Here is a 25,998-nt window from a genome sequence, read left to right on the forward strand (position 1 = left end):
TTATCAGTGGGCGGCCCGGTCCGGGGGCCGGTCCCGGTAGAGGCGGGACACCACGTCCTCGATGTCCGGCTCCACCAGCGACAGGTCACGCAGCGAGGCCAACGACGTCAGCGCGGCCACCACCGCTCCCGCGGACGCCGACTCCAGCTCGAAGCTCACCCGGTGCCCGTCGGCCTCGACCCCGGTCAGTGCCGCGCCGGGCACGGCGAACCCGGGCGGCAGCGGGGCGTCGAGGTCGGCGACCAGGCGGCGGCGGGAGCCATACCTGGTGTGCAGCGCCTCGATCGTGCCGTCGTGCACCACCCGGCCGTGGTCGATCACCACGAGGCGGCGGCACAGCCGTTCGATGTCGGCCAGGTCGTGGGTGGTGAGCACCAGCGTCACGTCGCCGCCCGCGCCCAGCTCCGCCAGGAACGCGCGCACCGCCTGCTTGCTCGTCACGTCCAGGCCGATGGTCGGCTCGTCCAGGAACAGCACCTGCGGGCCGTGCAGCAGCGCCGCGGTCAGCTCGCCGCGCATCCGCTGGCCCAGCGACAGCTGACGGACCGGGGTGTCGAGGAACTCGTCCAGGTCGAGCAGGGCCCGGCAGCGGCGCAGCCGGGCGGCGTGATCGGCGACCGGCACCCGGTAGACGTGCCGCAGCAGCGCGAACGACTCGCCCAGCGGCAGATCCCACCACAGCTGCGAGCGCTGACCGAAGACCACCCCGATGCGCAGCGCCAGCCTGGTCCGCTGCGGCACCGGGGCCAGCCCGCACACCGACACCTCCCCGGCCGACGGGGTCAGCACCCCGGTCAGCATCTTCAGCGTGGTCGACTTGCCGGCGCCGTTCGGGCCGATGTAGCCGAGCATCTCGCCCGGCTGGACGCACAGATCCACGCCGGCCACGGCCGGCACGATGCGCTTCGTCCGGCGCAGCCGGCCGGCGCGTACCCGGACCGTGAAGTCCTTGCACAGCCCCCGCGCCTCGATCACCGCGGCCATGGCCACTCCTTCCTCACGAGCTCTGCCGCCTTCGTCATGCCCTCCCGGCCCTCGCTCCGCTCGGTGCAGTCGGTCATGACCCCGTACTTCGGTACTGGCGGATCCCCGACCGCCAGGCGAGCGCGGCCACGCCGGCCGCGAGCAGCGCGACCAGCGGCGAGACGTATCCGGCCCAGGGCGGCAGGCCGAGCGGGTCGGCGAGGCCGAGCAGGGCCAGCGCGGGCTGGTAGGCCACGAAGGCGAAGCCGAGACCGTACGCGAACAGCGCCCGGAACCAGCCCTCGAAGACCGTGACCGGGTACGACGCGAAGTCGCGCCCGCCGTACGTGAAAGCGCTGCCCAGCTCGCCCGAGTCCACCCACCAGAACGCCAGGCTGGCGCTCACCACGAAGATCGCGCCGAAGAAGATCGCGCCGAAGATCGGGGCGGCGACCAGCAGCGCCAGCCGCGCCGGTGTCCAGACGATCGGGTTGGCGTGCAGGGCGACGCCGAGCACCACGAGCGCCAGCACCAGTCGCAGCGCCTTACGCAACGGCAGATCCATGAGCATCAGCTGAGCGAGCACCCCCAGCGGGCGGATCAGCACCGCGTCCAGGGTGCCCGTGCGCACATAGGACTGCAGCCGGTCGATGTTGCCCACACAGATGTCGGCCACCACGAACGCGCACGACGCCAGGCTCACCATGAGCAGCGCCTGGGGCAGGGTGAACCCGCCCACCCGCGGCGCGGGCCGGAACAGCACGATCACGGTGAGCACGTCCATCGCGGTGGCGCCGAGGTTGGTCGTCAGTTCCACCACGAACGACGCCCGGTACGACGCGGCCGAGCGGAACTGGGCGGCCAGCAGTGCCGCGTACGCGGGAAAACGTCGCTCACCCACCCTGCGCCACCAGCCTGCGCTCCGCCCGGCGCTGCACCGCCGCGCACGCGGCCAGCAGCGCCGCCGCCCACACCACCTGCAACCCGACGAGGGCCGCCTGCAGGGCCGGTGGATCGCGCTCGGTCAGCACGTCGAGCGGGGTCTGCAGCATCCCCGGGAACGGCGTGCCGACCCACAGCAGCACGGCCAGCCAGTGCGGCAGCAGGCGCAGCGGGAAGTACAGCCCGGCCAGCGCGCCGCCCGCGAGGGCCCAGAGCACGACCGGCCCGCGGGCGTCGTGCAGCCAGAAGGCGGTCGCGTTGACCAGGAAGCGGCACCCGAAGCTGATCACCACGGCCAGCACGACGGACACGGCGAACAGCGGCACTGTCCACCAGCGCCCCGGCCGGTAGAGGTCGAAGAAGATCGCCCCGACGAGCACCGGCGGCACGAACCTTGTCATCATCCGGTGCAGCGCCCGGCCGAGATCCGGGGCGAGGTATGAGACCACCGGATGCACAGGGCGCAGCAGGTCCACGGTCACGTCACCCGACCGGATGCGGTCCGACAGCTCCGACCACCCCAGCAGGGCCACTACGGTGAGTAGCCCCTGGCCCACCCAGACGTACGTGACTAGCTGGGTCTCGTCGTATCCGGCCGGACGGCCGTTAACGGTGGCCGCCGCGACGGCTAACAGGACGTAACAACGAAGGAACCCGAAGACGATGTTCGTGAACGATCCGGCCATCGTGGCCTGCCGGTAGGACGCCCATCGGCGGAAACCCGCCCAGACGAGCGCACCGAACGTCGCGGCCACCCCCCGGAACGGACGAGGTAGAGAGATCGTCGGCACCCTGGCGTCCTGCCCGTCCACGCCGTTAATCTCCTCCCCGATGCCCCGGCAGCGGAGCCGGGCGAATGTACCCGGTGTGCCCCCTGCCACCTCCCCAATTTCCCGACAAGGTGGATCTCGTCGTGACGGAGCGTCGCCAAGCATCAGCCACCCTCACGGGTGCCCGATGAACGGCTGGAGCTCGCACGCGGGTGCCGGCGGCTGGGACGACGAGCCCGGCTGGCTGTACGAGATCACCTGGGAATGGGAGCCGGTGCCCGGCCAGCGCTACCCCGGCGACCAGGGCCGCCTGCGGGCGGTGCACACACCGGTGTTCGACCCCACGGTCGATCCGCCTCCCGCCGACCCGCCATCCTGGACCGACGGCGCGGACACCCGTGACCCGGACGGCGCCGCGGGCCACCGCGCCGCGACCGCCCGTGAACAGCCTGCCTGGAACCGCCCGGTGCCGCACCCCGAGCACATCCGGCCGGTCGACAACCACGTGCCGTTCCGGGATGCGCAGCCGAACCTGCAGGAGGCGCTGGCCAACTACTACGGGCCGCGGATGGCCGAGCGCGGTCCCTGGCCCCCGGCCCCGTCCTCGCCGCCGTCGCGTCCTGGTTCGCCGCAGTCCACGCCGTACGTCGGTGGACCGTCCTCCCCGGCAGAGCGCGGGCGACCCGCGCCGCCGCCTGCTCCGGGCTCCGGGCGGGCCGGGACACCGCCGCCCGGGCACCGGCCCGGCCCGCCGCAGCCCAGCCCCCAGCAGCCCGGCCCCCAGCAGCCCGGCCCCCAGCAGCCGGCGCAGCCCCGGCCTGTGGTGGGAGGGCGTGCGCCGCAGCCACCGTTGCGACCGGACGCTCAGCCGCCGTTCCGGGCTGGCGAGGCTCCCGGTTCTCGACGGCCGGGTGAGGTGCCGCCTCCGCCTGGCGGGTACGCCATGCCGCAAGCGGCGGCCGGGCGGTCCGGTGCCGGCGTACCACCGGAGGCCCGGACGGGCGGACCGCCGCCCGGTAGCGGCGAGCGGTCCCACCCGCAGTACCGCGATGGGGGGCCGGACGGTCGTCGCCGCGAAGGGGCGCCCGGCCACTGGCAGGGTCGGCCGGATCCCTCCATGCCGCCCGGGGGCTCCCGGGAACTGCGGCCCACCGGTCCGCACCCGGATGCGCGGCCGCGCTCGGGCGCGCCATATCCGGACGGCCGACCGCAGCCGCCGCACCACGACAGCCGGCCGCAGTCCGGCGTGCCGTACCAGGGCACGCCGCCCCAGTCGGGCGTCCCGTATCAGGGATCCGCGCCGCAGCCGGGAGTCCCTCACCAAGGCTCCGCGCCGCAGCCGGGAGTCCCTCACCAAGGCTCCGCGCCGCAGCCGGGAGTCCCTCACCAAGGCTCCGCGCCGCAGCCGGGAGTCCCTCACCAAGTCTCCGCGCCGCAGCCGGCGGTCCCGAGCCGGGGCACGCCGCCGCAGGCCGGGGTTCCGTACCAGGGCTCTCCGCCGCAGTCCGGGGTCCCCTATCAGGGCTCTGCGCCGCAGTCCGGGGTTCCGTATCAGGGCTCCGCGCCGCAGGCGGCGGTTCCGTACCAGGACACCCGGCCACAGTCCGGCGTTCCGTACCCGGGAACGCCGGCGCAGCCCGGGGGTCCGTATCAGGGTGCTCCGGCGCAGCCGGGAGGGCCGTACCAGGGCGCGCCGCCGCAGCCGGGACACCAGGACGCCTGGCCGCCGTCAGGGGGTGCTCCGCGTACCGGGCCTGCCCACCCGCACGGCGCAGGGCAACGCGACGTCAGGCCCCCGGCCGGTTCGCGCTGGGACGAGACAACCGGTCACCGTCCCGCCGACGCGCGGGCGGAGGAGCACGCACATCAGCAGGGGTGGCCCCGGCCGGATGCCGCGCTTCCCGAGGCAGGCCCGCGCGGGCCACGGTCCGGCGTACCGCTGCCCGGGCCGCGGCACACGTCCGGCGCGCCGCGCGGTGCGCAGCCCCCGGCCACGCCGCACGGGCCGGTTCCGGAGGGGCACCACCACGCCGCGCAGGCGTACGACGGCCGGAGCCGGGCCTTCGACGACACTCCGCCGTACGGGACGCCGGCCGTGCCGAACCGTGCAGCGGGAAGTCCGGCCGGGCGCCAGCCTGCGGCGGGGTTGCCCGGGTCTCAGCCCGGCCCGGCGGCGTACGCCCGGCCGGAACAGCTACCGCAGGTACCGGGATCGCAGCCCGCGCCGCCGCGAGTGGTCCCCGAGACCGGTCCGCCGATGCAGTACCGGCCGGTCCCCCTGGCCCCCTCTCCGGTGGCACCACCGGTGCCCTCCGCACCGCCAATGCCGTCCGTGCCGCCCGCGCGGCCGGTCAGCTCGGCACCTCCTGTGGGCTCCGTGCCACCGGTGCCCTCCGCGCCGCCCGTGAGCCCCGCGCCGCCCGTGAGCCTCGCGCCGCCCGTGAGCCTCGCGCCGCCCATGGGCACCGTGCCGCCCATGGGCACCGTGCCGCCCCTGAGCCCCGCGCCGCCCATGGGCACCGTGGCGCCCGTGAGCCCCGCGCCGCCCCTGAGCCCCGCGCCGCCCGTGGGCTCCATGCCACCTGCGCCCTCGGTGCCGCCCATCAGTTCCGCGCCACCGGTGTCGTCGGCGCCGCCCGTGGGCGCGGTGCCACGGGTGTCGTCTGTCCCATTCGCGGCCGCCTCGGCCACTGCGCCGGTCACGGCGCCCCCGATAGCGCCGGTCACAGGGCCGCCCGCGTCGGCGCCGCCCACCGGGCCGACGGCACCGGTTTCACCCGAGGACTGGTTTGCGAGGCTCCCGACGGCACCACCGGCCGCAGGGCCCGTGGATGGCTCGACGTCGGATCCAGCCGCACGGCAGGAACGCGACAGCACCGAACCGCAGCCCGCGGGCTCTCCCGACACCAGCCCGTCCCGGCACGTCGAGGAACATGCGAGAGCGGACGAGGTGGTCGACGCCGGTGTCGTGCCGTTCTCCCCGGACGAGGCCGGAATCGCCGACCGCCCGGCGACCATGGGTACGACGGCCGTCGATCCGGCGTTCAGTGCCGGCGAACGGGCCGCCGCCTCATCCGCCGACAACGTTGCCACCGCCACGGGCGACTCGGACGGCGGCGAACGTGGTCTCGGCTGGCTGCTGCAGCTCAGCGGGCTCGGCGCGCCGTCTCTGGGCCCGCCCGCGACCCTGCACGGTGCCGCAGACGACGAAGCCGGGTACGTGCCAGCGGCGGCGTCCACTCCCGACAGCCCCACCGGTCAGCTCACAGTGGACGGGCCGGCTTCGGCGACGACACCGCCCGCCCCCACGACCGAGCCGAACGTCGAACACGCCACCGCACCGACGCGGGACATCCAGCACGCGACAGGGACCGCCCCGGACACCCGTCGCCCGGCTGTCCCGAACGTCCAGCACCCGACTGCCTCGGACACTCCGCAGCCGACCGCCCCGGACACCCAGCACGCGATCGTGGCTGAGTCGAGCGGCGCGGCCACGTCCCGGGCAGCCGGACCGGCCGAGCAGGGCATCGCCGAGCCCGGCAAGTTCGTCTCGGCAGCCGACATGCGGTCAGCGACCGAGCCGCCCACAGTCGTGGAGGCCGCCGGCAGCGGGGACGCGCAGGCCGACAACGAAGCCGATCCCGCCAGCACGCCGACCGACCGGACACAGACCGCAGCCGAGCCCCCGAGCACCGCACACCCCGGCACGGAAGCCGACCTCGCAAGCATCACCAACGACGCGAACACCGCAGCAGAGCGCCCGAGCACCGCACACGACGCGGGCGCGGAAGCCGACCTCGCAAGCGTCGCCAACGATCCGAACACCGCAGCAGAGCGCCCGAGCACCGCAGCAGAGCGCCCGAGCAGCGCAGACAACCCGGACAATGCAACCGAGCCCGCCAGCGACTCAGATATTGAATCCGCGACCAGTGCCGGCGGCCCGGACACCGCAACCGAGCCCGCAAGCGTCAGCAGCTTGGACCCTGCGACCTCGGCAGCGGAGCAGGAAAGCCGCATCGCCGACGTGCGCGCGGCAGAGTCCGACCCGGACTCACCCATCCCAGACCCGGTCGCTCCGGGCCAGTCACCATCCCCGTCAACGTCCGAAGTCGAATCGGCCCCGACGGACGCACCCCCGGCGCCCCACGCCCACGCCCACGCCCCCGGCATCGGCACCGGCACCGGCACCGGCACCGGCACCGAAGACGACGCCACCCGCGGCGATGCCGTCGACGCCGCTGATGCAGCCGTCCTGACCGAGGCAGAAGCCGAGGCAGAAGCCGAGGCAGAAGCCGAGGCAGAAGCCGAGGCAGAAGCCGAGGCAGAAGCCGAGGCAGAAGCTGCGGCAGACGCGGAGGCCGCGGCGGAATCCGGCGCGGACACCGACGACGCTGACGCTGAGACCGCCGGCGAAGAGGTGGCGGACGGTGGCGCGGACGAGATTGTTGAAGAGTTCGGGTCAGAAGCTGACCTGAACTCTTCAAGATCTGGTCCCGCCCCGGCCGCGTCCCCGAACGAGGTGACCGCCGAAGGCGCCATCGATGAGTCGGCGGACCTGGTGGCGACGCCATCCGGGGACAGGGCACCCGAACCCGCCCCGGCCGCACAGACCGCGGATGACGACGCACCGGATGCGGCGACCACCACGGCGTCGGTCGCCGACGACCTGGAGGTCCCCGAAGCACCTACCTCGGCTCAACCCGAACCCGGACCGGCGACTGAAGAACCCGCGACCACGACCACGGAACCCCAACCGACGGCGGAACCCCAACCGACGGCAGGACCCGGACCGGCGGCGGCGCCGTGGGGCGCGGAGCGGACGGTGTCGGCCCTCGACGTGACCACCCGCCCGGCGGTCACCCCTTCGGCACCCGTCGAGCCGGCACGTACCCGGACCGACCCCGAGGACGTGCTGTCCGCGTACCCGTGGCGGTTGTGTCCGACGACGCTGCGTGAGCTGGCCGACGACCCGGACCCGCTGCGGGTCGTGCGGGATCGCCTGACCGACAAGCTGGAGTACGCGGAGCGTGCCGCCGTCCGCGCCCGCCTGCTGAGCCTGCGCGCGGTGGCCTCGCGCGCCCTCGGCGACCTGGATCCGGCACTGGCGGACGCCCGGGAGGCGCTGGGCCATGCCGAGGCGACCACTGACCTGCGGCTCACCGCGCTGGTCCTGACCCGGTTGGCTGTGGTGCTGCAGTGGCGCGGTGAGTACGCCGAGGCCGACCGCCGGTACGCCGAGGCCGACTCCGTCGAGCTGCCGGACGTGCTGCGCGCGGCGATCGCCGAGCTGGCAGCCCGGTGCCGGTTCGAGCAGGGGCGTCACCTGGAGGCGTGCACGCTGTTCGAGCGGGCGCTGGATCTGCGCCGGGCCGAGGATCCGGAGCTGGTCGCCCGGGTCGAGCTGGCCCTGGACGTGGTGCACGCCAGGGTCCGGGAGACCGGCTGGGGGCCGTACGCGCGCACGGCCGAGCAGGTCCGGCAGCAGCCGGCGCGGCCGCACCGGGCGCAGGACCACGAGTCGGGCCTGTGGGGGTACGCGGACGCCGACGGCGTGCTGGTGGTGCCGCAGCGCTACGCGGACGTGGCGCCGTTCCACGAGGGTCTGGCGTGGGTGCGCCGCCCGTCGGGGCGGGCGTGGGAGCTGATCGACGCCGCGGGCACGACGGTGATCGACGAGTCGGCCGGGTACGTCGGGGTGGGCCCGTTCGGCGACGGGCTGGCGTGGGTGACCCGGCAGGGTACCGGCGGCTGGTTCGCCGTCGACGCGGGCAACCGGGTCGTGGTGGAGGGCGGCTTCGACGACGTCCGCGCGTTCCGCAACGGGCTGGCCCCGGTGCGCCGGGGCGTCGGCTGGGGTGCGGTGGACCGCGACGGGCGGCTGGTGGTGCAGCCGAAGTACCTGGGGTTCGCGACCGCGCTGGCGGGCGGGCGGCACCTGGACGGCTTCACCGACGAGGGCCTGGCGGTGGTGGACGCGGGCAACCGCAAGGGTGTGGTGGACCGCGGCGGGCGGGAGGTCGTACCCGCGGTGCACGCCGCCCTGCTGATCCACCCGACGGCGTTCGTGGTCGGGGACCGGGACGGCCGGTGGGGTGCGCTGGACCGGCAGGGCGAGCCGCTGGTCGAACTGGTGCACCCGAATCCGGCCGCGGCGCTGGACGAGGTGACGCGGCGGCAGGTGGACGACCGGCCCGTCCTGTAAGGGGCGGGTAGGGTCGCAGGAATGGAGTTCCGTCACCTCGGCCGTTCCGGCCTCATGATCAGCGAGATCGCCTACGGTAACTGGATCACTCACGGCTCCCAGGTCGAGGAGGAGGCCGCCGCCGCGTGCGTGCGGGCCGCCCTCGACGTGGGCATCACGACTTTCGACACCGCGGACGTGTACGCGGGCACCCGCGCGGAGGAGGTGCTCGGCCGCGCACTGCAGGGACAGCGCCGGGAGGGTTTGGAGATCCTCACGAAGGTCTACTGGCCGACCGGCCCCGGCCCGAACGACCGCGGCCTGTCCCGCAAGCACATCATGGAATCGATCGCCGGTTCGCTGCGCCGCCTGCAGACCGACTACGTCGACGTCTACCAGGCCCACCGCTTCGACTACTCGACTCCGCTGGAGGAGACGATGGAGGCGTTCGCCGACATCGTGCACTCCGGCAAGGCCCTCTACATCGGCGTCTCGGAGTGGAAGGCGTCGGAGATCCGCGCGGGCGTCGCGCTGGCGAAGGAGCTGAAGTTCCAGCTGGTCTCGAACCAGCCGCAGTACTCGATGCTGTGGCGGGTCATCGAGGCCGAGGTGGTGCCCACGTGCGAGGAGCTGGGGCTGGGCCAGGTGGTCTTCTCCCCGATCGCGCAGGGCGTGCTCACCGGCAAGTACCAGCCGGGCCAGCCGCCACCGGCGGGGTCGCGCGCGACGGACGAGTCGGGTTCCGGGTTCATCCAGCGGCTGCTGGCCGACGAGGTGCTGACGACCGTACAGAAGCTGCGGCCGCTCGCCGAGCAGGCCGGGCTGTCGATGGCGCAGCTGGCGGTGGCCTGGGTGCTGCAGAACCCGAACGTCTCGGCCGCCATCGTCGGCGCGTCGCGCCCGGAGCAGGTCTACGACAACGCGAAGGCGTCCGGCGTGAAACTCGACGCCGACCTGCTCAAGGCGATCGACGAGATCCTCGACCCGATCGCCGAGCGGGACCCGGCGCACACGGCCAGCCCGGCCCGGCGCCCCTGACGTAACGGGGTGCGGTTCTGGGCCGGGCTCAGATCTCGGACCAGAACCGCATCCACTCCAGACCCACCCGCCCGGCCAGGTCCGGAATGCCGACGGCGTCGCACAGGATGCCGACGAGGCTGAAGAACCACACGTTGACCTTGGACTGCCACAACAGCACGAACAACAGCATGAATCCGTACGGGGCGAACAGGTCGTAGGCCCGCTGGTATTCGCGGTTCAGCCAGGGCCGGACGATGTTGCCGCCGTCCAGACCGGGAACGGGCATGAAGTTGAGCACGCTCGCGGTCACCTGCAGGAAGCCCAGCGCGGCCAGCGCGATCCAGAAGTTGGCGTGCGCACCGATCAGCTCCCCGCCGGTGAAGCCGAGGTCGTCCGCCGCGCCCAGCGCGAACGGCACCGCGATGATCAGCGCGAACACCACGTTGGTGGCGGGCCCGGCGAGGCTGATCAGCGATTCGCGGGCCCGGGTACGGACCAGCGAGTGGTCGATCCACACGGCACCGCCGGGCAGGCCGATGCCGCCGAGCACCACCGCGATGATCGGCAGCACGATGGACAGCAGCGGGCTGGTGTATTTCAGCGGGTTGAGCCGCAGGTAGCCGCGTTCGGCGACGCCGCGGTCCCCGCACGCGTAGGCGACCGCGGCGTGGGCGTACTCGTGCAGGCACAGCGACAGCAGCCAGCCGCAGACGACGAACAGGAACACGTCGACCCGGACGTTGCCGAAACCGGTCCACGCCATCCACCCGCTGACCGCGGTCAGCGCGACGATGCCGACGAAGACCGGGCTGGGGACGAACGCGTTGCGCGGCCCCACGGAACTCGGGACGTTCACTCGGCCGGCAGCAGACTCATCTTGTAGTCCTCCCGGTCGTCCTCGACCAGGGTGACGGCGGTGATCCCGGCACCGGCCAGCTCACGCCACGCCTGACCGATCCACGACTCGGCGTCCGCCTGGCTGCTGAACGTCTCCACCGGGCCGGCGATCGCCTGCCCGTCGGCGCCCTCGTACCGCCAACTCCACGGCATCCCGCGGCCTCCTCGTGTCTGTCGGCTCGTGTAGATCAGGTTGCCAACCCCCGTCCACCCTACGGCCTCACGGGCGCCGTTCGGGGCCGCCCGCACCCGGACCGGCCGCGGCCTTAAGGTACGGGGCATGTCCGTTGATCGGTGGAACACCGTCCTGGTGCTCGGCGGGATCCGCTCCGGCAAGTCGGCGTTCGCGGAGTCCCTGGTCGCGGACGCGTCGTCGGTCCGCTATATCGCCACGGCCGCCGGGGCGCCGGATGATCCCGAATGGAACGCCCGGATCGAGGCGCATCAGCGCCGCCGGCCGGGTTCCTGGCCCACCGAGGAGATCGGCGCCGACCCCGGTCGGCTGGCCGCGCTCCTGGCCGACGCGAAGCCCGGCGACCTGCTGTTCGTCGACGACCTGGGCGGCTGGGTGGCCGCGCTGCTCGACCCCGGCCACCGGTCCGATCCGGCGGGCGGCCAGCGCGACGACCACTCAGCGCCGACCGGGGCGACCGGCGGCACGGCGGTCCCGCCTGCCACCGACGAGACGGTCGCCGCGCTCGCTGACGCGGTGCGCGCCTGCGTGGCCCGGGTGGTTCTCGTGAGCCCCGAGGTGGGGTTGTCGCTCGTGCCGACGACACCGGTCGGCCGCGCGTTCACGGATGCGCTCGGCGCCGCCAACCAGGCCGTCGCGGCGGCCTGCGACGCCGTGGTGCTGGTGATCGCGGGCCAGGCGAGCTGGCTGAAGCCGACCGCCCCGGAGCTGGCCGCGCTGTCCACGGCACCGGCCACCGACAGCGGCCTCCCCACCGGCACCGCTACGGACACCGACACCGACACCGACACCGACACCGACACCGACACCGCGACCGAAGCCGGCACCACCACCAGCACCGGCACACCGGACCGGACCACCGCCGAGACCGCGCCTGATCTGGAAGCCACCACGACGCCCACACCGGCTGCCGCTGCTCCGTCGACGGTTGTCGCGGCGGCCGTCGCGCCGGTCGCCGTCGACGTGGTGACCACCGAGGTGCCGTCCGGCACGGTGCCGGAGTTCGAGCCCGGCATGGATCTGCCGCTGCCCGACAACGACGCGGGCCCGGACGCCCGCGACCGCCTGGAGACCCTGGACCTGCCCGGCGCCGGGCTGGGCGCGCTCGGCGAGGCGGTGGAGTTCGCCGCGGGCGCGCAGGGCACCGCGGTGCCCCGGCCGTGGGGCCCGGTCCGGCTGCTGCTGCTCTCCGGCGAGCACACCGGCGACGCCGCGGCCGGGGCCGACCCGGCGGACGCGCAACGCCGGGTCGCCGCCGCGACCGACGGTTCGGGGCCGCTGGCCCGGCTCGCCGCCGAGGCGGGTGCGGACATCCAGGTCGTCCGGGTGGCGGCCGCGGGTGCCATGGAGGACGGGCCGGTACTCGACGCCGACGGCGTGGAGGCCGCCCTGCGGCAGGGCTGGGCGCTCGCCGAGCAGGCCGCGGACGACGGCCGCGACGCGGTGGTGCTCGGCGCGTGCGGCACCGGTACCGAGGCCGCCGCGGCCGCCGTGATGGCGGCCAGCACCGGCGCCGAGCCGGTCGCGGTGCTGCCGCGGGTCCTGGTTCCGGGCGGCCGGTACGACGACGAGGCCTGGATGCGGCGCTGCGCGGCGGTCCGCGACGCCCTGCACCGGGTACGCCGGGAGCCGCGCGGCGCCCGCGACATCCTGTCGCAGCTCGGCGGCGCCGACGTGGCCGTGGCGACCGGGGTGCTGCTCGGTGCCGCGTCCCGCCGCCTGCCCGTGGTCGTGGACGGCCCGGTCGGCATCGCGGCCGGGCTGGTGGCGCGGGACCTGGCGGCGCAGACCCGGCACTGGTGCCTGCTGGCCGAGGCGGGCACGTCGCCGCTGGTGAAGCAGGGCGCCGACGTGCTGGGTCTGACCCCGGTGCTGCGGCTCGGCCTGGACCTGGGCGAGGGCGCCAACGCGTTGGCCGCCCTGCCGCTGGTGCGCAGCGCGATCGGCCTCACCGAGTCCCTCGCTGTGCACCCGGCCCTGCTCGACTCGCCCGGCGACCCCGGCTGGGAGGACGCCGACTTCGTCGAGCCGGAACCGGACGGGCCGGGCCCGGCGCTCGCCCCCGGTGCGTGACCTCGCGGCGGGCCTGCGGCTGGCGGTCACCACGCTGACCGTCCTCCCGCTGCGTGCGGGCCGGGTGGACCGGGCCGTGGCGGCGGTGGCGATGGCGGCGGCCCCGGTGGTGGGTGCGTTGCTCGGCGCGGCCGTCGCGGCGGTGCTGACCGGCTCCTCGGCCGCGGGCGCTCCCGCCGGGCTGGCCGCCGCGCTGGCCGTCGGCACCGGGGCGGTGCTCACCCGGGGTCTGCACCTGGACGGGCTGGCCGACACGGTGGATGCGCTGGGCTCGTACCGGTCCACCGACGGTGCGTTGGAGATCATGAAGAAGCCGGACATCGGCCCGTTCGGGGTGGCGGCCATCGCGGTGACCCTGCTGGTGCAGGCGGGGGCGCTGACCGGGCTGGGCGCCGGTGCGGTGGTCGCGGCGTGGGCGGCGGGTCGCCTCGCCGTGCCGCTGGCCTGCCGCCGGGGCGTACCGGCGGCGCGGCCGGAGGGGCTGGGCGCGCTGGTCGCCGGTACGGTGCCCGTGCCGGCGGCGGCCGCCGCGGTGGCCCTGGTGGCGGCCGCCTCGATCTGGGCGGTGCCCGGCCGCCCGTGGCAGGGCCCGGCCGCGGTCGCCGCCGCGACCCTGGCCGCCCTGCTGCTGGTACGCCACGCGGTACGCCGCTTCGGCGGGATGACCGGCGACGTCATCGGCGCGGCGGTCGAACTCGCCACCACCGTGGCCCTGATCGCGCTAGCCCTGGGCTGAGTCGTACTCCTTGACGAGCTTCTTGGGGGCGGTACGCCGCCACGCCTCGACGACGACCTGGTGCAGCTCCTCGGCATCGGCGCTGGCCAGGTCGACCCGGACCCAGCCGTGGCGCCCCACGTACTCGGCGACCGCGTACGTCTGCGGCGCCGCCGCGATCAGCTCGGCCTGCTCCTCACGGGTCGCCTTGACCGACATCGTCGGCGAGTCAGGCGCCCCACCGGCGATCATCTTGTCGCCGACCCGCAGCGTCGGATGCCCCCACTGCTCGACCATCACCTCCCGGGTGCCGGGCAGCGCCAGCACCCAGTCGCGCACCTGCGCGTAGGTGACAGCCATCAGCGCACCGACGTCTGCACGAACGGCGGCTTCACGACCCGCGCCTGTGTCCGCCGCCCCCGGATGTCCACCTCGACCAGGTCGCCGTCGGTGAGCCCGGCGGCCGTGTCGAGCAGGGCCAGCGCGACGCCGACCTTCTTCGTGGGCGAGAACGTGCCGCTGGTGGTCTCGCCGACCAGCTGCTCACCCACGTACACCTGCATGTGGCCGCGGGGGATGCCGCGGCCGGTCAGTTCCAGGCCGCGCAGGCTGCGGCGCGGGCCCTCGGCCTTCTCCGCCAGCAGCGCGTCGCGGCCCCAGAAGGCGGGCTTGGACCAGCCGACCGCCCACCCGGCACGGGCCTGCACCGGCGTGATCTCCAACGACAGGTCCTGGCCGTGCAGCGGGTAGCCCATCTCTGTGCGCAGCGTGTCGCGGGCGCCGAGCCCGCACGGCTGCACCCCGGCGTCGATCAGCGCGTCCCAGGTCGCGGCGGCCTTGTCCCACGGGATGACCAGCTCGTAGCCGTGCTCGCCGGTGTAGCCGGTGCGGCACACCACCACCTCCGGCGACGCCTGGAACGACATGTACTCCAGCTCGGTGGGCAGGCCGAGCTTCGCCAGCACGTCGGCCGACCCGGGCCCCTGGACGGCGAGGATCGCGTACGTACGGTGCTGGTCGGTGACCGCGATCCCGGCCGGTGCCGCCGCGGCCATGCGGCGCACCACCTCGGCGGTGTTGGCGGCGTTCGGCACCAGGAACACGTCGTCCGGGCCGTACAGGTATGCGATCAGGTCGTCGACCACGCCGCCGCGCTCGTCGCAGCACATCGTGTACTGCGCCTTGCCCGCGGCGATGCGGTCCAGGTCGTTGGTGAGGCACGCGTTGACGAAGTCCGCCGCGCCCGGCCCGAGCACCGTGGCCTTGCCCAGGTGTGAGACGTCGAAGACCCCGGCCCCGGTACGCACCGCGGTGTGCTCCTTGATCACCCCGCCGCCCGCGTACTCCAGGGGCATCTCCCAGCCGCCGAAGGCGGCGAACTTGGCACCGAGCGCGACGTGGCGCTCGTGCAGGGGCGAACGCAGCAGCGTGCCAGCGACCTCGGTGGACATGGCTGTCAACTTACCGCGCCACGAGGCACCCCGATCGACGTGATCCCGCCCGTTCGCACGACGGGGCCGCATCTGTCGTTAGAGTCGGCGAGACACCACCGCCGAGCGGCGCGACCCGCGCCGGTCGGGCCATGCCGTCGGAGGCGCCCAGGAGGTGCGCTCCGGCCCCGGACCTCCGCGGAGTTCTCGAGTGACCCAGCCCGCCCCCTCCCTCAGCCTGGTCGACACCGACCCCGCCGAGCTGGCCGTCGATGCCATCGTCATCGGCCTGCACAGCCAGCCCGACGAGGGCGGCGCACTGCTGCCCGCCGCCGGTGCGGAGAGCATCGCCGCGGCGTTCGACGGCAAGCTGACCGCCACCCTGTCGCTGCTCGGCGCGACCGGCGCGCCGGGCGAGGTCACCAAGCTGGCCACCCTGGGCACGGTGTCCGCGCCCCTGCTGGTGGCGGTCGGTCTCGGCGACGAGCCGTCCGGCGCGGCGCCGGACCCCGAGACGCTGCGCCGGGGCACGGGCGCCGCGGTGCGCGCCCTCGCGGGCAGCGCCACGGTCGCGCTGGCCCTGCCGCTGCCGGACGACGCGGACGCGCCGGGCGTGCTGCGGGCCATCCTGGAGGGTGCGCTGCTGGGCGGGTACCGGTTCGCGGGCTACAAGACCAAGCCGCAGCCCCATCGCCGCGAGCCGGTGACGGCGCTGCAGGTGTACGTGCCGGACGCCGCGGACGCCGCCGCGCGGGCCGAGGTGGAGCGCGCCGCGATCGTGGCGCACGCGGTGCGCCTGACCCGCGACTGGGTGAACCAGGCCCCGAACGAGCTGCGCCCGCCGCAGTTCGCGGACGCCGTGGCGGCGGCCGCCAAGGGCACCGGCCTGGCGGTGGAGGTGCTGGACTTCGAGGCACTCAAGGCCGGCGGCTACGGCGGCATCGTCGCGGTGGGCCAGGGCTCGGAGGCGCCGCCGCGGCTGGTGAAGCTGAGCTACACCCCCGAGGGCGTGGCGGACCCGAAGCGGGTGGCGCTGGTCGGCAAGGGCATCACGTTCGACACGGGCGGCATCAGCATCAAGCCCGCGGCGGGCATGTGGGAGATGAAGTCCGACATGGCGGGTGCCGCCGCGGTCGGCGCGGTCCTGCTGGCGGTGGCCGCGCTCAAGCCGGACGTCGCGGTCACCGGCTACCTGGCCATCGCGGAGAACATGCCTTCGGGTACGGCGTACCGGCCGGGCGATGTCATCACGATGATCAACGGCAAGCGGGTGGAGGTGCTCAACACCGACGCCGAGGGCCGGATGGTGCTGGCCGACGCGATCGCCCGGGCCTGCGCGGACGGCACCGACTACCTGTTCGAGACGTCGACGCTGACCGGCGGCCAGGTGGTGTCGCTGGGCAAGCGGATCTCGGGCGTGATGGGCGAGGCGGCCACCTGCGAGCGGGTCAAGGCGGCCGGTGCGGCGGTGGGCGAGCCCGCGTGGCCGATGCCACTGCCCGACGACGTCCGCAAGGGCATGGAGTCGGACGTGGCCGACATCTGCCAGACCAACGCGAGCATGGACCGCGCCGGGCACATGCTGCAGGGCGGGGTGTTCCTGCGCGAGTTCGTGGCCGACGGGGTGTCGTGGGCGCACATCGACATCGCGGGCCCGTCGTTCCACACCGGCGAGGCCACCGGCTACTGGACGAAGGGCGGCACCGGCGTCCCCGTCCGCACCCTGCTCACCTTGATCGACGACATCGCCGCCAACGGCTGAGCTGAGCTTGCTGGCTTCGCTTCGCTCCGCGGGCGATCGCCTGGTACACCGCTGACTCGGGGGTTCTGACGACTGCCTACCCCGCAGCCGTCAGAACCCCCGAGTCACCGGCGGCGATCGCCGGTCTGGCTCAGCTCAGCTCCCTGCGCTTCTGGCGGCTGTTGTAGTCGCGCATTCGCTGGGGGTAGCCGAGGAGCCTCACGTCGTAGATGGGCAGGGCCAGCTGGTGGGCGAAGCGGCGGGCTACCTCGGGGGTGTCGATGCGCCGCCGGGTCCATTCGCCGTCGTGTGCGACGAGCAACACCGTGGTCTCCGTCACGGTCGTCTGCGGCTCGATGAACGCCTCGACGCCCCGGCGGGACCGGACAAACTCCGCAAGATGCTCCAGATCGGCACGATCCACCGGCCGGCCGAAGCGTCGCGCCGGCTCTCTGCGCCGCCGAAACCAGGCCACGGAGCACTCCTCACGGTCGATTGCGGAAAGGGTACGTCGCACCCGGGTGTCGTTGGGCACCTGGCTGCATCGATCGGCGTTGCAAGTGACAAGATGACCTGGACGACTTGTGACCGTTTCCATAGTGAGATCCACGTGGTGACGACGCGACCTTGGAGTTGACGTGAGCCAGCCGAACACCTTCGACATCGTGATCCTCGGCGCCGGCAGCGGTGGCTATGCGTGCGCCCTGCGCGCCGCCCAGCTCGGCCTGACGGTCGCCCTCATCGAGAAGGCCGAGGTCGGCGGCACCTGCCTGCACCGTGGCTGCATCCCGACGAAGGCGCTGCTGCACGCGGGCGAGGTCGCGGACCAGACCCGCGAGAGCGAGCAGTTCGGGGTCAAGGCCGACCTGGTCGGCATCGACATGGCCGGCGTGAATGCGTACAAGGACGGCGTCGTGGCCCGGCTGTACAAGGGCCTGCAGGGCCTGCTCAAGCAGCCGAGCATCACGCACGTCGCGGGCTCCGGCAAGCTGGTCGCGAAGGACACCGTCGAGGTCGACGGGAAGCGCTACACCGGGCGCAACATCGTGCTCGCCACCGGGTCGTACTCGCGCTCGCTGCCGGGCCTGGAGGTCGACGGCCGCCGGGTGATCACCAGCGAGCACGCGCTGCGCCTGGACCACGTCCCCGCCTCGGCGATCGTGCTGGGCGGCGGCGTCATCGGCTGCGAGTTCGCCAGCGCCTGGAAGTCCTTCGGCGTGGACGTGACCATTGTGGAGGCCCTGCCCCGCCTGGTCGCCGCCGAGGACGAGGAGATTTCCAAGCAGGTCGAGCGGGCGTTCCGCAAGCGCGGCATCGCGTTCAAGACCGGCAAGCCGTTCGAGAAGGTCGAGCACACAGAGAACGGCGTGCGCGCCACGATCGCGGGCGGCGAGGTCATCGAGGCCGAACTGCTGCTGGTCGCGGTCGGCCGCGGCCCGACGACCCGGGATCTCGGGTACGAGCAGCAGGGCATCACGCTCGACCGCGGCTTCGTGATCACCAACGAGCGGCTGCACACCGGCGTCGGCAACATCTACGCGGTCGGCGACATCGTCCCCGGCCTGCAGCTGGCGCACCGCGGCTTCCAGCAGGGCATCTTCGTCGCCGAGGAGATCGCGGGCAAGAACCCGGCGGTCATCGACGAGAACGGCATCCCCCGCGTCACGTACTCCGACCCGGAGGTCGCGTCGGTCGGCATCACCGAGGCCAAGGCCAAGGAGCAGTACGGCGCGGACAAGGTGTCGACGTACAACTACAACCTCGGCGGCAACGGCAAGAGCCAGATCCTCAAGACCGCGGGCTTCATCAAGCTGGTCCGGGTCAACGACGGCCCCGTCGTGGGCGTCCACATGGTCGGTGCACGGGTCGGCGAACTCATCGGTGAGGCGCAGCTGATCTTCAACTGGGAGGCGTACCCGGACGAGGTCGCCCAGCTCGTGCACGCCCACCCCACGCAGAACGAGGCGCTCGGCGAGGCCCACCTCGCGCTGGCGGGCAAGCCGCTGCACGCGCACGCCTGAGCCGAGCCCATCCACTACCGCAGGCCCTAAGGAGTTCGAAGAGATGCCGGTATCGGTCACCATGCCGCGGCTGGGTGAGAGTGTCACCGAGGGCACCGTCACCCGCTGGCTCAAGCAGGAGGGCGAGCGGGTCGAGGCGGACGAGCCGCTGCTGGAGGTCTCCACCGACAAGGTCGACACAGAGATCCCGTCGCCCGCCGCCGGCGTCCTGTCGCGCATCGTCGTCGGCGAGGACGAGACCGCCGAGGTGGGCAGCGAGCTGGCGGTGATCGCGGGCGACGGCGAGGCCGCGGCCCCCACGCAGCAGGCCCCCACGCAGCAGGCCCCGGCCCAGCCGGCTCCGGCCCCGCAGGCCGAGCCGGAGCCCCCCGCGCCGACCACCCCGTCCACGGAGACCCCGGTCGGCCAGGAAGCCCCGGCGCCGCAGACCGCGGCCCCGGCGGCGGGCGGCGAGGGCACGGACGTGAAGATGCCCGCCCTGGGCGAGAGCGTCACCGAGGGTACGGTCACCCGCTGGCTCAAGCAGGTCGGCGACGCCGTCGAGGTGGACGAGCCGCTGCTGGAGGTCTCCACGGACAAGGTGGACACCGAGATCCCGTCGCCGGTCGCCGGCACCCTGCTGGAGATCAGGGTCCCCGAGGACGAGACCGCCGACGTCGGCGCGGTGCTGGCCGTGGTGGGCACCCCGGGCAGCGCCCCGGCGGCCCCGGCCCCGTCCGCACCGGCACCCCAGGCGGCCGCTCCGGCTCCGGCCACCCCGGCACCGGCCCGCCCGGCAGCTCCGGCGCAGCCCGAGGCGCCCGCGGTCGAGTCGGCTCCGCCCCCAGCACCGGTCGCGCGGCCCGCCGAGCCGGCTGCCCGGGCCGCCGCACCGGCCACCCCGGCCGCCGACACGGTCCGGGCGAACGGCGCCGGCGACGCCGGTTACGTGACCCCGCTGGTCCGCAAGCTGGCCGCCGAGAAGGGTGTCGACCTCGCCACCCTCACCGGCACCGGGGTCGGCGGCCGGATCCGCAAGCAGGACGTCCTGGAGGCGGCCGAGAAGGTGGCCTCGGCGGCTCCCGCCCCGGCGTCGCGTCCCGCGGCCGCTCCCACGCCGAAGCCGGCCCCCAGCCCGCTGCGCGGCCGCACCGAGAAGCTGACCCGCATCCGCGCCACGATCGCCCGGCGCATGGTCGAGTCGCTGCAGGTCTCGGCGCAGCTCACCACGGTGGTCGAGGTCGACGTCACGAAGATCGCCCAGCTGCGTACCCGTGCGAAGAACGACTTCTTCGCCAAGCACGGCGTGAAGCTGTCGTTCATGCCGTTCTTCGCGCTGGCGGCGGTCGAGGCGCTGCGCGCCCACCCGGTCGTCAACGCGTCGATCGACCAGGAGGCCGGCACCGTCACCTACCACGACGGCGAGCACCTGGCCATCGCGGTGGACACGGAGAAGGGCCTGGTCGTGCCGGTCATCCGTGACGCGGGCGACCTCAACCTGGGCGGGCTCGCCAAGCGGATCGCCGACGTGGCCGAGCGCACCCGGGCCAACAAGATCAGCCCGGACGAGCTGTCCGGCGGCACGTTCACGCTGACCAACACCGGCAGCCGGGGCGCCCTGTTCGACACCCCGATCATCAACCAGCCGCAGGTGGGCATCCTGGGCACCGGCGCCGTGGTCAAGCGGGCCGTCGTCCTCGACGACCCGGACCTCGGCGAGGTGATCGTGCCCCGGTCGATGGTCTACCTGGCCCTGTCGTACGACCACCGGCTCGTCGACGGCGCCGACGCCGCCCGGTTCCTGGTCACCCTGAAGGACCGGCTGGAGGCCGGGCAGTTCGAGGGCGACCTCGGGCTGAGCTGACCCGCGTACGCCCGAGGGCGCGCCGGCACCCGCCGGCGCGCCCTCGTTCGTTCGTCGACGCCCCACGGGGGACACCTGTGCAGACGAACCACGTATCGGGCAATGATGGGGCCATGCGGATCCTCATGGCCGGCGCGTCCGGCTTTCTCGGCACCGCCCTCGCCGAACGGCTCGACGCCGCCGGCCACGACATCACCCGACTCGTCCGGCGCGAGCCGCAACGGCCCGGCGAGGCGTACTGGAAGCCGACGGCCGGCCAGCTCGATCCCGGACCGGTCGCCGGCGTCGACGCAGTGATCAATCTGGCCGGCGCGGGTGTGGGAGACAAACGCTGGACCGCGGGCTACCGGAAGGTGATCCGCAACAGCCGGGTGGACAGCGCCGGCACCCTCGCCCGCGTGATCAGCCAGTTGCCCGCCCCGGAGCGTCCCCGGATGCTGCTGCAGGGTTCCGCGGTCGGCTGGTACGGCGACACCGGCGACCGCGAGGTCACCGAGGAGGCACCCGCCGGCACCGGGTTCCTCGCCGACGTGTGCCGGGTCTGGGAGGCCGCCGCCCGCCCGGCCGAGGACGCCGGCAGCCGGGTGGTGCTGCTGCGCACCGGCATGCCGCTGGACGCGGGCGGTGGCCTGCTCAAGCCGCAGCTGCTGCCGTTCCGGCTGGGGGTCGGCGGCAAGCTCGGCGGGGGCCGGCAGTGGCTGCCGTGGATCGCCCTGTCCGACTGGCTGGACGCGATCGAGCTGCTGCTGGAGCGCTCCGACATCGCCGGACCGGTCAACGTCGTCGGCCCCGAGCCGGTGACCAACGCCGCCTTCACTGCCGCGTTCGGCCGGGCCCTGCACCGGCCCACGATCATGCAGATCCCCGGCGTGGCGCTGAAGGTGGCGCTCGGCGGACTCGCCGACGAGGCGCTGCGCAGCCAGCGGGTCATGCCCGCGGTGCTGCGCCGGGCCGGCTTCACCTGGCAGCACCCGACCGTGGAGTCCGCCCTGCAGGCCGCGCTGACCCCGGCAGCCACGGGGGCACACTGACGCCACCCTTCCTGCCCGGATTCACGCTGGCCACGGCCTTGATCCGCGGCGCCGGCGGCGCGCAATCCGGGCTGGCTACGGGCCCCGGCGGCCTCGGCTTGCTACCGTGCGGCTCGTGCCCGTCGCCACCGCACCCGCAGATCCCCCGGTCGCACGGGCCGGTGCGTCGCGGGGCGGCCGGGCCTGGCCCGCACATCTGCTGGTGGCCTCGACCGCCCTGCTGCTGGCGGTCTGGGTGACCTCCGGCCTGTGGGCCTCCCCCACCACCCGGGCCATCGCCGCAAACCCCGGCGACCAGGCATTCTTCGAAGGACTTCTCGGGTACGGGGTGCACCTGCTGCGGCACGGCGGCGACCCGTTCTTCACCGACCTGCTGAACGCCCCGCTCGGGGTGAACCTGGCGGCGAACACCGCGATCACGGCGTACATCCTGCTGTTCGCGCCGCTGACCATGCTGGCCGGGCCGCAGGTCACCTACGTGACCATCCTGACGCTCAACCTCGCGGGGTCCGCGTTCGCGTGGTATCTGTTCCTGCACCGCCACCTCGTACGGCACCGGGCCGCCGCCGCCCTGGGCGGGCTGTTCTGCGGCTTCGCACCGGGTTTCGTCTCGCATGCCAACGGCCATCTGAACTGGACCGCCGGATGGATCGCCCCGCTGGTGCTGTGGCGGGTGCTCACGCTGCGCGAACCGGGCCGGTGGCTACGCAACGGCGTGGTCCTCGGCGCGGTGCTGGCGGTCTGCTTCACGATCGCCGCCGAGGGCCTGTTCTTCACGGCCCTCGCCAGCGGGGTGTTCGTGCTGGCCTGGGCCGCCGCGCCGGCCACCCGGGCGCAGGCGCGGGCCGCCGCCCCGACCGTGCTGGCCGCCCTCGGTGTGACGGCCGTGGTGGCGGGGGCCCTGCTGGCGTACCCGCTGTACATGCACTTCGCCGGGCCGCAGACGTTCTCCGGCACCGGCTTCAACCAGCAGGAGTTCTCGGAGGACGTCGCCGCGTACGTCAGCTATCCCAGCCGGTCGGTGGCCGGCTGGGCCGGGCTGGACAGCGCCAACCTGGCGTCGAATCCGACCGAGCAGGCGTCGTTCTTCGGGCTGCCGCTGGTCCTGCTGGCCGGGTTCGCCACGGTCAGCCTGTGGCAGCGCGCGGACGCGGGCCGCCGGGCCACCCTGCGCGCCCTGCTGATCGTCGGCGCGGTATTCACGGTGCTGTCGTGGGGGCCCCGGCTGCGGGTCCTGGACCACGAGACCCACCTGCCCCTGCCGTACGCGGTGCTGGCCCGCCTGCCGCTGTTCGACTCGGCCCTGCCCACCCGGTTCTCGCTGGTGGTCGCGGGTGTCCTGGGCATCCTGCTGGCACTGGCCGCGGAGCAGGTGCTCAGTACGCCCGCCCCGCCCCGCCGCGCCACGTGGGCGGCCGTGTTCACCGTCGCGCTGCTGCCCCTGCTGCCGCTGCCCGTGACCACCGCCGAACGGGCGCCGGAGCCGCGGTTCATCGCCGACGGCACCTGGCGCCGCTACGTGCCCGACGGCGGGGTGCTCAGCGCGCTGCCGTTCGCCACCAATCCGGGCCCCGACGCGCAGCGGTGGCTGGCGTACACGCTGGCCCGGGGCGGTCCGGTGTTCCGGATCCCCGGCGGCTACTTCCTGGGGCCGGGTGGCCCGGACGGCAAGGGGCAGATCGGTGCCCCGTTGCTGCCCACCGATCTGCTGCTGCAGCAGGCCGCCCTCTACGGCTATCTGCCGCCGATCACCGACGTGGAACGCGAGCAGGCGCGGCGCGACTTCGCGTACTGGGGCATCGAGGCGGTGTTCCTCCCCGACAAGATCATCGGCTCGCAGGGGCCGCTGTTCCACACGACGCTGGAGCAGACCACGACCGCCCTGCTGGGCCCGCCGGAACGGGTCGACGACGTGCTGCTGTGGCGCATCCGCCCCGGGGTGGATCCGGTGACGCCCGGCGGCTGAGCCGGTCGCCACGCGCGCCGGACTACGCTGCAACGGTGACGACTTCTACGCTCGCGGTGCTGCGTCCCGGTCTGGTCGACTACCAGGTGGCGTGGGACGAGCAGCGCCGCCTCCACGACGACGTGGTGGCCGGTGCCCGCCCGGACACCATCCTGTTGCTGGAACACCCGAGCGTGTTCACGGCCGGCAAGCGCACAGAGCCGCAGGACCGGCCGCTGGACGGCACCCCGGTGGTGGACGTCGACCGCGGCGGCAAGATCACCTGGCACGGCCCGGGCCAGCTGGTCGGCTACCCGATCGTGAAGCTGCCCGACCCGGTCGACGTGGTGGCGTACGTGCGCCGCACGGAGCAGATGCTCATCGACGTGTGCGCCGAGTTCGGGGTCGTCGTGGAGCGGGTCGAGGGGCGCAGCGGCGCCTGGGTACGCGCCGACGAGCGCGGTCCCGACCGCAAGGTGGCGGCCATCGGCATCCGGGTCTCGCGCGGCGTCACCCAGCACGGCTTCGCCCTGAACTGCGACTGCGACCTGTCGAATTTCAACCGTTTCGTCCCGTGCGGCATCCGCGATGCAGGGGTCACCTCACTGAGCGCCGAGCTGGGCCGCCCCGTGCCGGTCGCCGAGGTCCTCCCGGTCGTCGAACGCCACCTCCCGACCCTGCTGGCCTGAGACCGAGCGCCGCCGCCGTCTGCACCGGATCCGGCACGGTCGCCGCGTCGCCGCGACAGGCAGCGCATCCCGCGCCCGTGTGCCACCGCAGCGGTCCGGCATCGCCACGGTTCCCGGCAGCGGCCGGAACCGTGTCCGGTTCCGGCCACTCCGCGATCAGGGCGTGAGGCGGTGCAGGTCGCGCGGGAACGCGGTCACCTCGCGGACGTTGGCCGCGCCGAGCAGCCGCGCGACGAAGCGTTCCAGCCCGATCGCGAAACCACCGTGCGGCGGCATCCCGAACCGGAACCCGTCGAGGTACCCCTCGTAGGCGGTGACCGCCTCGCCCCGCGCCGCGAGGGCCGCGGTGTAGTCGGAGTACCGGTGCAGCCGCTGCCCGCCGGTGACCAGCTCGACCCCGCGAAACAGCAGGTCGAAGCTGTTCGACCAGGTCGGGTCGGACGGCTGCGGGTGGGTGTAGAACGGCCGCTTGCGCATGGGGTAGCCGGTGACGAACACGAAGTCGCTGCCGTGCTCAGCCGCCGCCCACTCCCCCAGCGCCCGCTCGTGCACCGGGGCCAGGTCCGGCTCGTCGGCGGGCGCCCCGGCGATCCGCAAGGCCTCGCTGAAGTGCACCGCCGGGATCTGCTCCGGCACGCCCGGCACCGGGGTGCCGGTCCGGTCGGCGACGGCGCCGAGCATGGTCGCCACGACGTCGCGCAGCACCGCCATCACGTCCCGGTGGTCGGCGATGAAGCCCAGCTCGGCGTCGAGGGAGGTGTACTGCGCCAGGTGCCGCGCGGTGTCGTGCGGCTCGGCGCGGAACACCGGCCCGACCTCGTACACCCGCTCGAAGACGCCGACCATGAGCTGCTTGTAGAACTGCGGCGACTGGGCCAGGTATCCGGGCCGGCCGAAGTAGTCGAGGCGGAACACGTTGGCCCCCGACTCGGTGGCCGACGCGACGATCTTCGGGGTGTGGATCTCGACGAAGCGGCGGGCCTCCAGCGCCGCACGGAACCCCGCGGTGGCCGCAGCGGCCACCCGTAGCGCGGCGGCGCGGGCCGGGTGCCGCAGGGCCAGCGCGGCGTGGTCGAGCTGGGTGGGCAGGGTCCCGGTCGGGGCGGGCCGGTGCAGTTCGACAGGCAACGGTACGGCGACCGCGCTGTGCACCCGTACCGTGGGCGTGGTGAGCTCGACCCCCGCGGGCGCCGCGGCGTTCGTGGTGACCGTGGCGGTGATCTCGACGACGCTCTCCTCGGTCAGCGCCCCGACCCGCGCGCGGTCCTCGGCCGAGGTCGCGACGACCTGGGCGAGGCCCGCGGCGTCGCGCAGGATCAGGAAGGCCACCGACTTCAGCAGGCGGCGGCGGTGCACCCAGCCGGCGACCGTGACGGTCTCGCCGACGTGGGCGGCCAGGTGGGTGGAGAGGATGCGTTGCACGGCGGGTACCTCCTCTGGTGACTGCAACGCGGCCCCAGACAGGTGTGGGCGAGCGGGATCCTCGCGGTGCCACCACACCTTCGCGCCGTTCGGCGCCTCTTGTCGTGCTCGGCTCGGGAGTG

At 74.0% G+C, this 25,998-nt stretch carries 20 protein-coding genes; 10 read left to right on the plus strand and 10 right to left on the minus strand.

Translation table 11 applies throughout. From position 1 onward, the window contains the following. Positions 1–3: 3 nt before the first annotated feature. From ACMCNN_RS21665 to ACMCNN_RS21680, 4 genes are all read right to left on the minus strand, one after another. A complete protein-coding gene (locus tag ACMCNN_RS21665) occupies positions 4–984 on the minus strand; it encodes an ATP-binding cassette domain-containing protein (RefSeq protein ID WP_412742344.1) in 981 nt (326 codons plus the stop codon). Between the two features lie 73 nt (positions 985–1,057). After that, positions 1,058–1,864: an ABC transporter permease gene (locus ACMCNN_RS21670; protein WP_412742345.1), complete on the minus strand. Its 807-nt coding sequence runs from the start codon at positions 1,862–1,864 to the stop codon at positions 1,058–1,060. Next, positions 1,857–2,717: an ABC transporter permease gene (locus ACMCNN_RS21675; RefSeq protein WP_412742346.1), complete on the minus strand. Its 861-nt coding sequence runs from the start codon at positions 2,715–2,717 to the stop codon at positions 1,857–1,859. The genes ACMCNN_RS21670 and ACMCNN_RS21675 overlap by 8 nt, the downstream gene beginning before the upstream one ends. Positions 2,718–4,832: 2,115 nt before the next feature. Beyond that, entirely contained in the window at positions 4,833–5,378 is a 546-nt protein-coding gene (locus ACMCNN_RS21680) for a hypothetical protein (protein WP_412742347.1), read from the minus strand. Between the two features lie 124 nt (positions 5,379–5,502). Between ACMCNN_RS21680 and ACMCNN_RS21685 the strand changes: the two genes are divergently transcribed. Further along, entirely contained in the window at positions 5,503–8,877 is a 3,375-nt protein-coding gene (locus tag ACMCNN_RS21685) for a WG repeat-containing protein (RefSeq protein WP_412742348.1), read from the plus strand. A 21-nt stretch (positions 8,878–8,898) separates the two neighbouring features. Further along, positions 8,899–9,894 (plus strand): aldo/keto reductase family protein, encoded by a 996-nt coding sequence (locus tag ACMCNN_RS21690; protein ID WP_412742349.1) that lies wholly within the window; start codon positions 8,899–8,901, stop codon positions 9,892–9,894. A gap of 28 nt (positions 9,895–9,922) precedes the next feature. On the opposite strand, the gene ACMCNN_RS21695 is transcribed toward ACMCNN_RS21690, so the two are convergent. Both ACMCNN_RS21695 and ACMCNN_RS21700 read right to left on the minus strand, forming a co-directional pair. Continuing rightward, positions 9,923–10,732 (minus strand): site-2 protease family protein, encoded by an 810-nt coding sequence (locus ACMCNN_RS21695; RefSeq protein WP_412742350.1) that lies wholly within the window; start codon positions 10,730–10,732, stop codon positions 9,923–9,925. After that, positions 10,729–10,926, minus strand: coding sequence for a hypothetical protein (locus ACMCNN_RS21700; RefSeq protein ID WP_130511407.1), 198 nt, complete (start codon positions 10,924–10,926; stop codon positions 10,729–10,731). Before ACMCNN_RS21700 ends, ACMCNN_RS21695 begins: the two co-directional genes overlap by 4 nt. A 127-nt stretch (positions 10,927–11,053) precedes the next feature. On the opposite strand from ACMCNN_RS21700, the gene ACMCNN_RS21705 reads away from it, so the two are divergent. After that, positions 11,054–13,039, plus strand: coding sequence for a bifunctional adenosylcobinamide kinase/adenosylcobinamide-phosphate guanylyltransferase (locus tag ACMCNN_RS21705; protein WP_412742351.1), 1,986 nt, complete (start codon positions 11,054–11,056; stop codon positions 13,037–13,039). Continuing rightward, entirely contained in the window at positions 13,032–13,775 is a 744-nt protein-coding gene (locus tag ACMCNN_RS21710) for an adenosylcobinamide-GDP ribazoletransferase (RefSeq protein ID WP_412742352.1), read from the plus strand. Before ACMCNN_RS21705 ends, ACMCNN_RS21710 begins: the two co-directional genes overlap by 8 nt. Here ACMCNN_RS21710 and ACMCNN_RS21715 read toward each other — a convergent pair. Both ACMCNN_RS21715 and gcvT read right to left on the minus strand, forming a co-directional pair. After that, a complete protein-coding gene (locus ACMCNN_RS21715; RefSeq protein WP_412742353.1) occupies positions 13,761–14,114 on the minus strand; it encodes an MmcQ/YjbR family DNA-binding protein in 354 nt (117 codons plus the stop codon). The two genes, ACMCNN_RS21710 and ACMCNN_RS21715, sit on opposite strands and share 15 nt — an antisense overlap. Next, the gene (gene gcvT / locus ACMCNN_RS21720) at positions 14,114–15,205 is read right to left on the minus strand and encodes a glycine cleavage system aminomethyltransferase GcvT (RefSeq protein ID WP_412742354.1); all 1,092 of its coding nucleotides are present in this window, start codon (positions 15,203–15,205) and stop codon (positions 14,114–14,116) included. The genes ACMCNN_RS21715 and gcvT overlap by 1 nt, the downstream gene beginning before the upstream one ends. Positions 15,206–15,395: 190 nt before the next feature. Here gcvT and ACMCNN_RS21725 point away from each other — a divergent pair, with 190 nt between their 5' ends. Beyond that, the gene (locus ACMCNN_RS21725) at positions 15,396–16,946 is read left to right on the plus strand and encodes a leucyl aminopeptidase (protein ID WP_412742355.1); all 1,551 of its coding nucleotides are present in this window, start codon (positions 15,396–15,398) and stop codon (positions 16,944–16,946) included. 130 nt (positions 16,947–17,076) lie between these two features. Here the strand turns inward: ACMCNN_RS21725 and ACMCNN_RS21730 are convergent, their stop codons facing one another. Continuing rightward, positions 17,077–17,400: a hypothetical protein gene (locus ACMCNN_RS21730; RefSeq protein ID WP_412742356.1), complete on the minus strand. Its 324-nt coding sequence runs from the start codon at positions 17,398–17,400 to the stop codon at positions 17,077–17,079. Between the two features lie 163 nt (positions 17,401–17,563). Between ACMCNN_RS21730 and lpdA the strand changes: the two genes are divergently transcribed. The 5 genes from lpdA (at position 17,564) to lipB (ending at position 24,454) form a co-directional block, all read left to right on the plus strand. Beyond that, a complete protein-coding gene (lpdA, locus tag ACMCNN_RS21735; protein WP_412742357.1) occupies positions 17,564–18,946 on the plus strand; it encodes a dihydrolipoyl dehydrogenase in 1,383 nt (460 codons plus the stop codon). A 43-nt stretch (positions 18,947–18,989) separates the two neighbouring features. Beyond that, entirely contained in the window at positions 18,990–20,789 is a 1,800-nt protein-coding gene (sucB, locus tag ACMCNN_RS21740; RefSeq protein WP_412742358.1) for a 2-oxoglutarate dehydrogenase, E2 component, dihydrolipoamide succinyltransferase, read from the plus strand. A 113-nt stretch (positions 20,790–20,902) separates the two neighbouring features. After that, positions 20,903–21,820 (plus strand): TIGR01777 family oxidoreductase, encoded by a 918-nt coding sequence (locus ACMCNN_RS21745; RefSeq protein ID WP_412742359.1) that lies wholly within the window; start codon positions 20,903–20,905, stop codon positions 21,818–21,820. 115 nt (positions 21,821–21,935) lie between these two features. Continuing rightward, positions 21,936–23,786 (plus strand): DUF2079 domain-containing protein, encoded by a 1,851-nt coding sequence (locus ACMCNN_RS21750; protein WP_412742360.1) that lies wholly within the window; start codon positions 21,936–21,938, stop codon positions 23,784–23,786. Between the two features lie 35 nt (positions 23,787–23,821). Continuing rightward, complete coding sequence (gene lipB / locus ACMCNN_RS21755) at positions 23,822–24,454, plus strand: lipoyl(octanoyl) transferase LipB (protein ID WP_412742361.1); 633 nt, start codon at positions 23,822–23,824, stop codon at positions 24,452–24,454. 156 nt (positions 24,455–24,610) lie between these two features. On the opposite strand, the gene aspS is transcribed toward lipB, so the two are convergent. Next, complete coding sequence (aspS, locus tag ACMCNN_RS21760; RefSeq protein WP_412742362.1) at positions 24,611–25,876, minus strand: aspartate--tRNA(Asn) ligase; 1,266 nt, start codon at positions 25,874–25,876, stop codon at positions 24,611–24,613. Positions 25,877–25,998 lie beyond the last annotated feature (122 nt).

Origin of the sequence: Krasilnikovia sp. MM14-A1004, from assembly GCF_047159485.1 — a bacterium.
In the GTDB taxonomy this organism is placed as follows: Bacteria; Actinomycetota; Actinomycetes; order Mycobacteriales; family Micromonosporaceae; genus Actinoplanes.

Coding starts and splice junctions, on each gene's coding strand:
- ACMCNN_RS21665 (WP_412742344.1), bottom strand. CDS start 984: ATGGCCGCGGTGATCGAGGCGCGGGGGCTGTGCAAGGACTTCACGGTC.
- ACMCNN_RS21690 (WP_412742349.1), top strand. CDS start 8,899: ATGGAGTTCCGTCACCTCGGCCGTTCCGGCCTCATGATCAGCGAGATC.
- ACMCNN_RS21700 (WP_130511407.1), bottom strand. CDS start 10,926: ATGCCGTGGAGTTGGCGGTACGAGGGCGCCGACGGGCAGGCGATCGCC.
- ACMCNN_RS21705 (WP_412742351.1), top strand. CDS start 11,054: ATGTCCGTTGATCGGTGGAACACCGTCCTGGTGCTCGGCGGGATCCGC.
- ACMCNN_RS21715 (WP_412742353.1), bottom strand. CDS start 14,114: ATGGCTGTCACCTACGCGCAGGTGCGCGACTGGGTGCTGGCGCTGCCC.
- gcvT (WP_412742354.1), bottom strand. CDS start 15,205: ATGTCCACCGAGGTCGCTGGCACGCTGCTGCGTTCGCCCCTGCACGAG.
- sucB (WP_412742358.1), top strand. CDS start 18,990: ATGCCGGTATCGGTCACCATGCCGCGGCTGGGTGAGAGTGTCACCGAG.
- ACMCNN_RS21745 (WP_412742359.1), top strand. CDS start 20,903: ATGCGGATCCTCATGGCCGGCGCGTCCGGCTTTCTCGGCACCGCCCTC.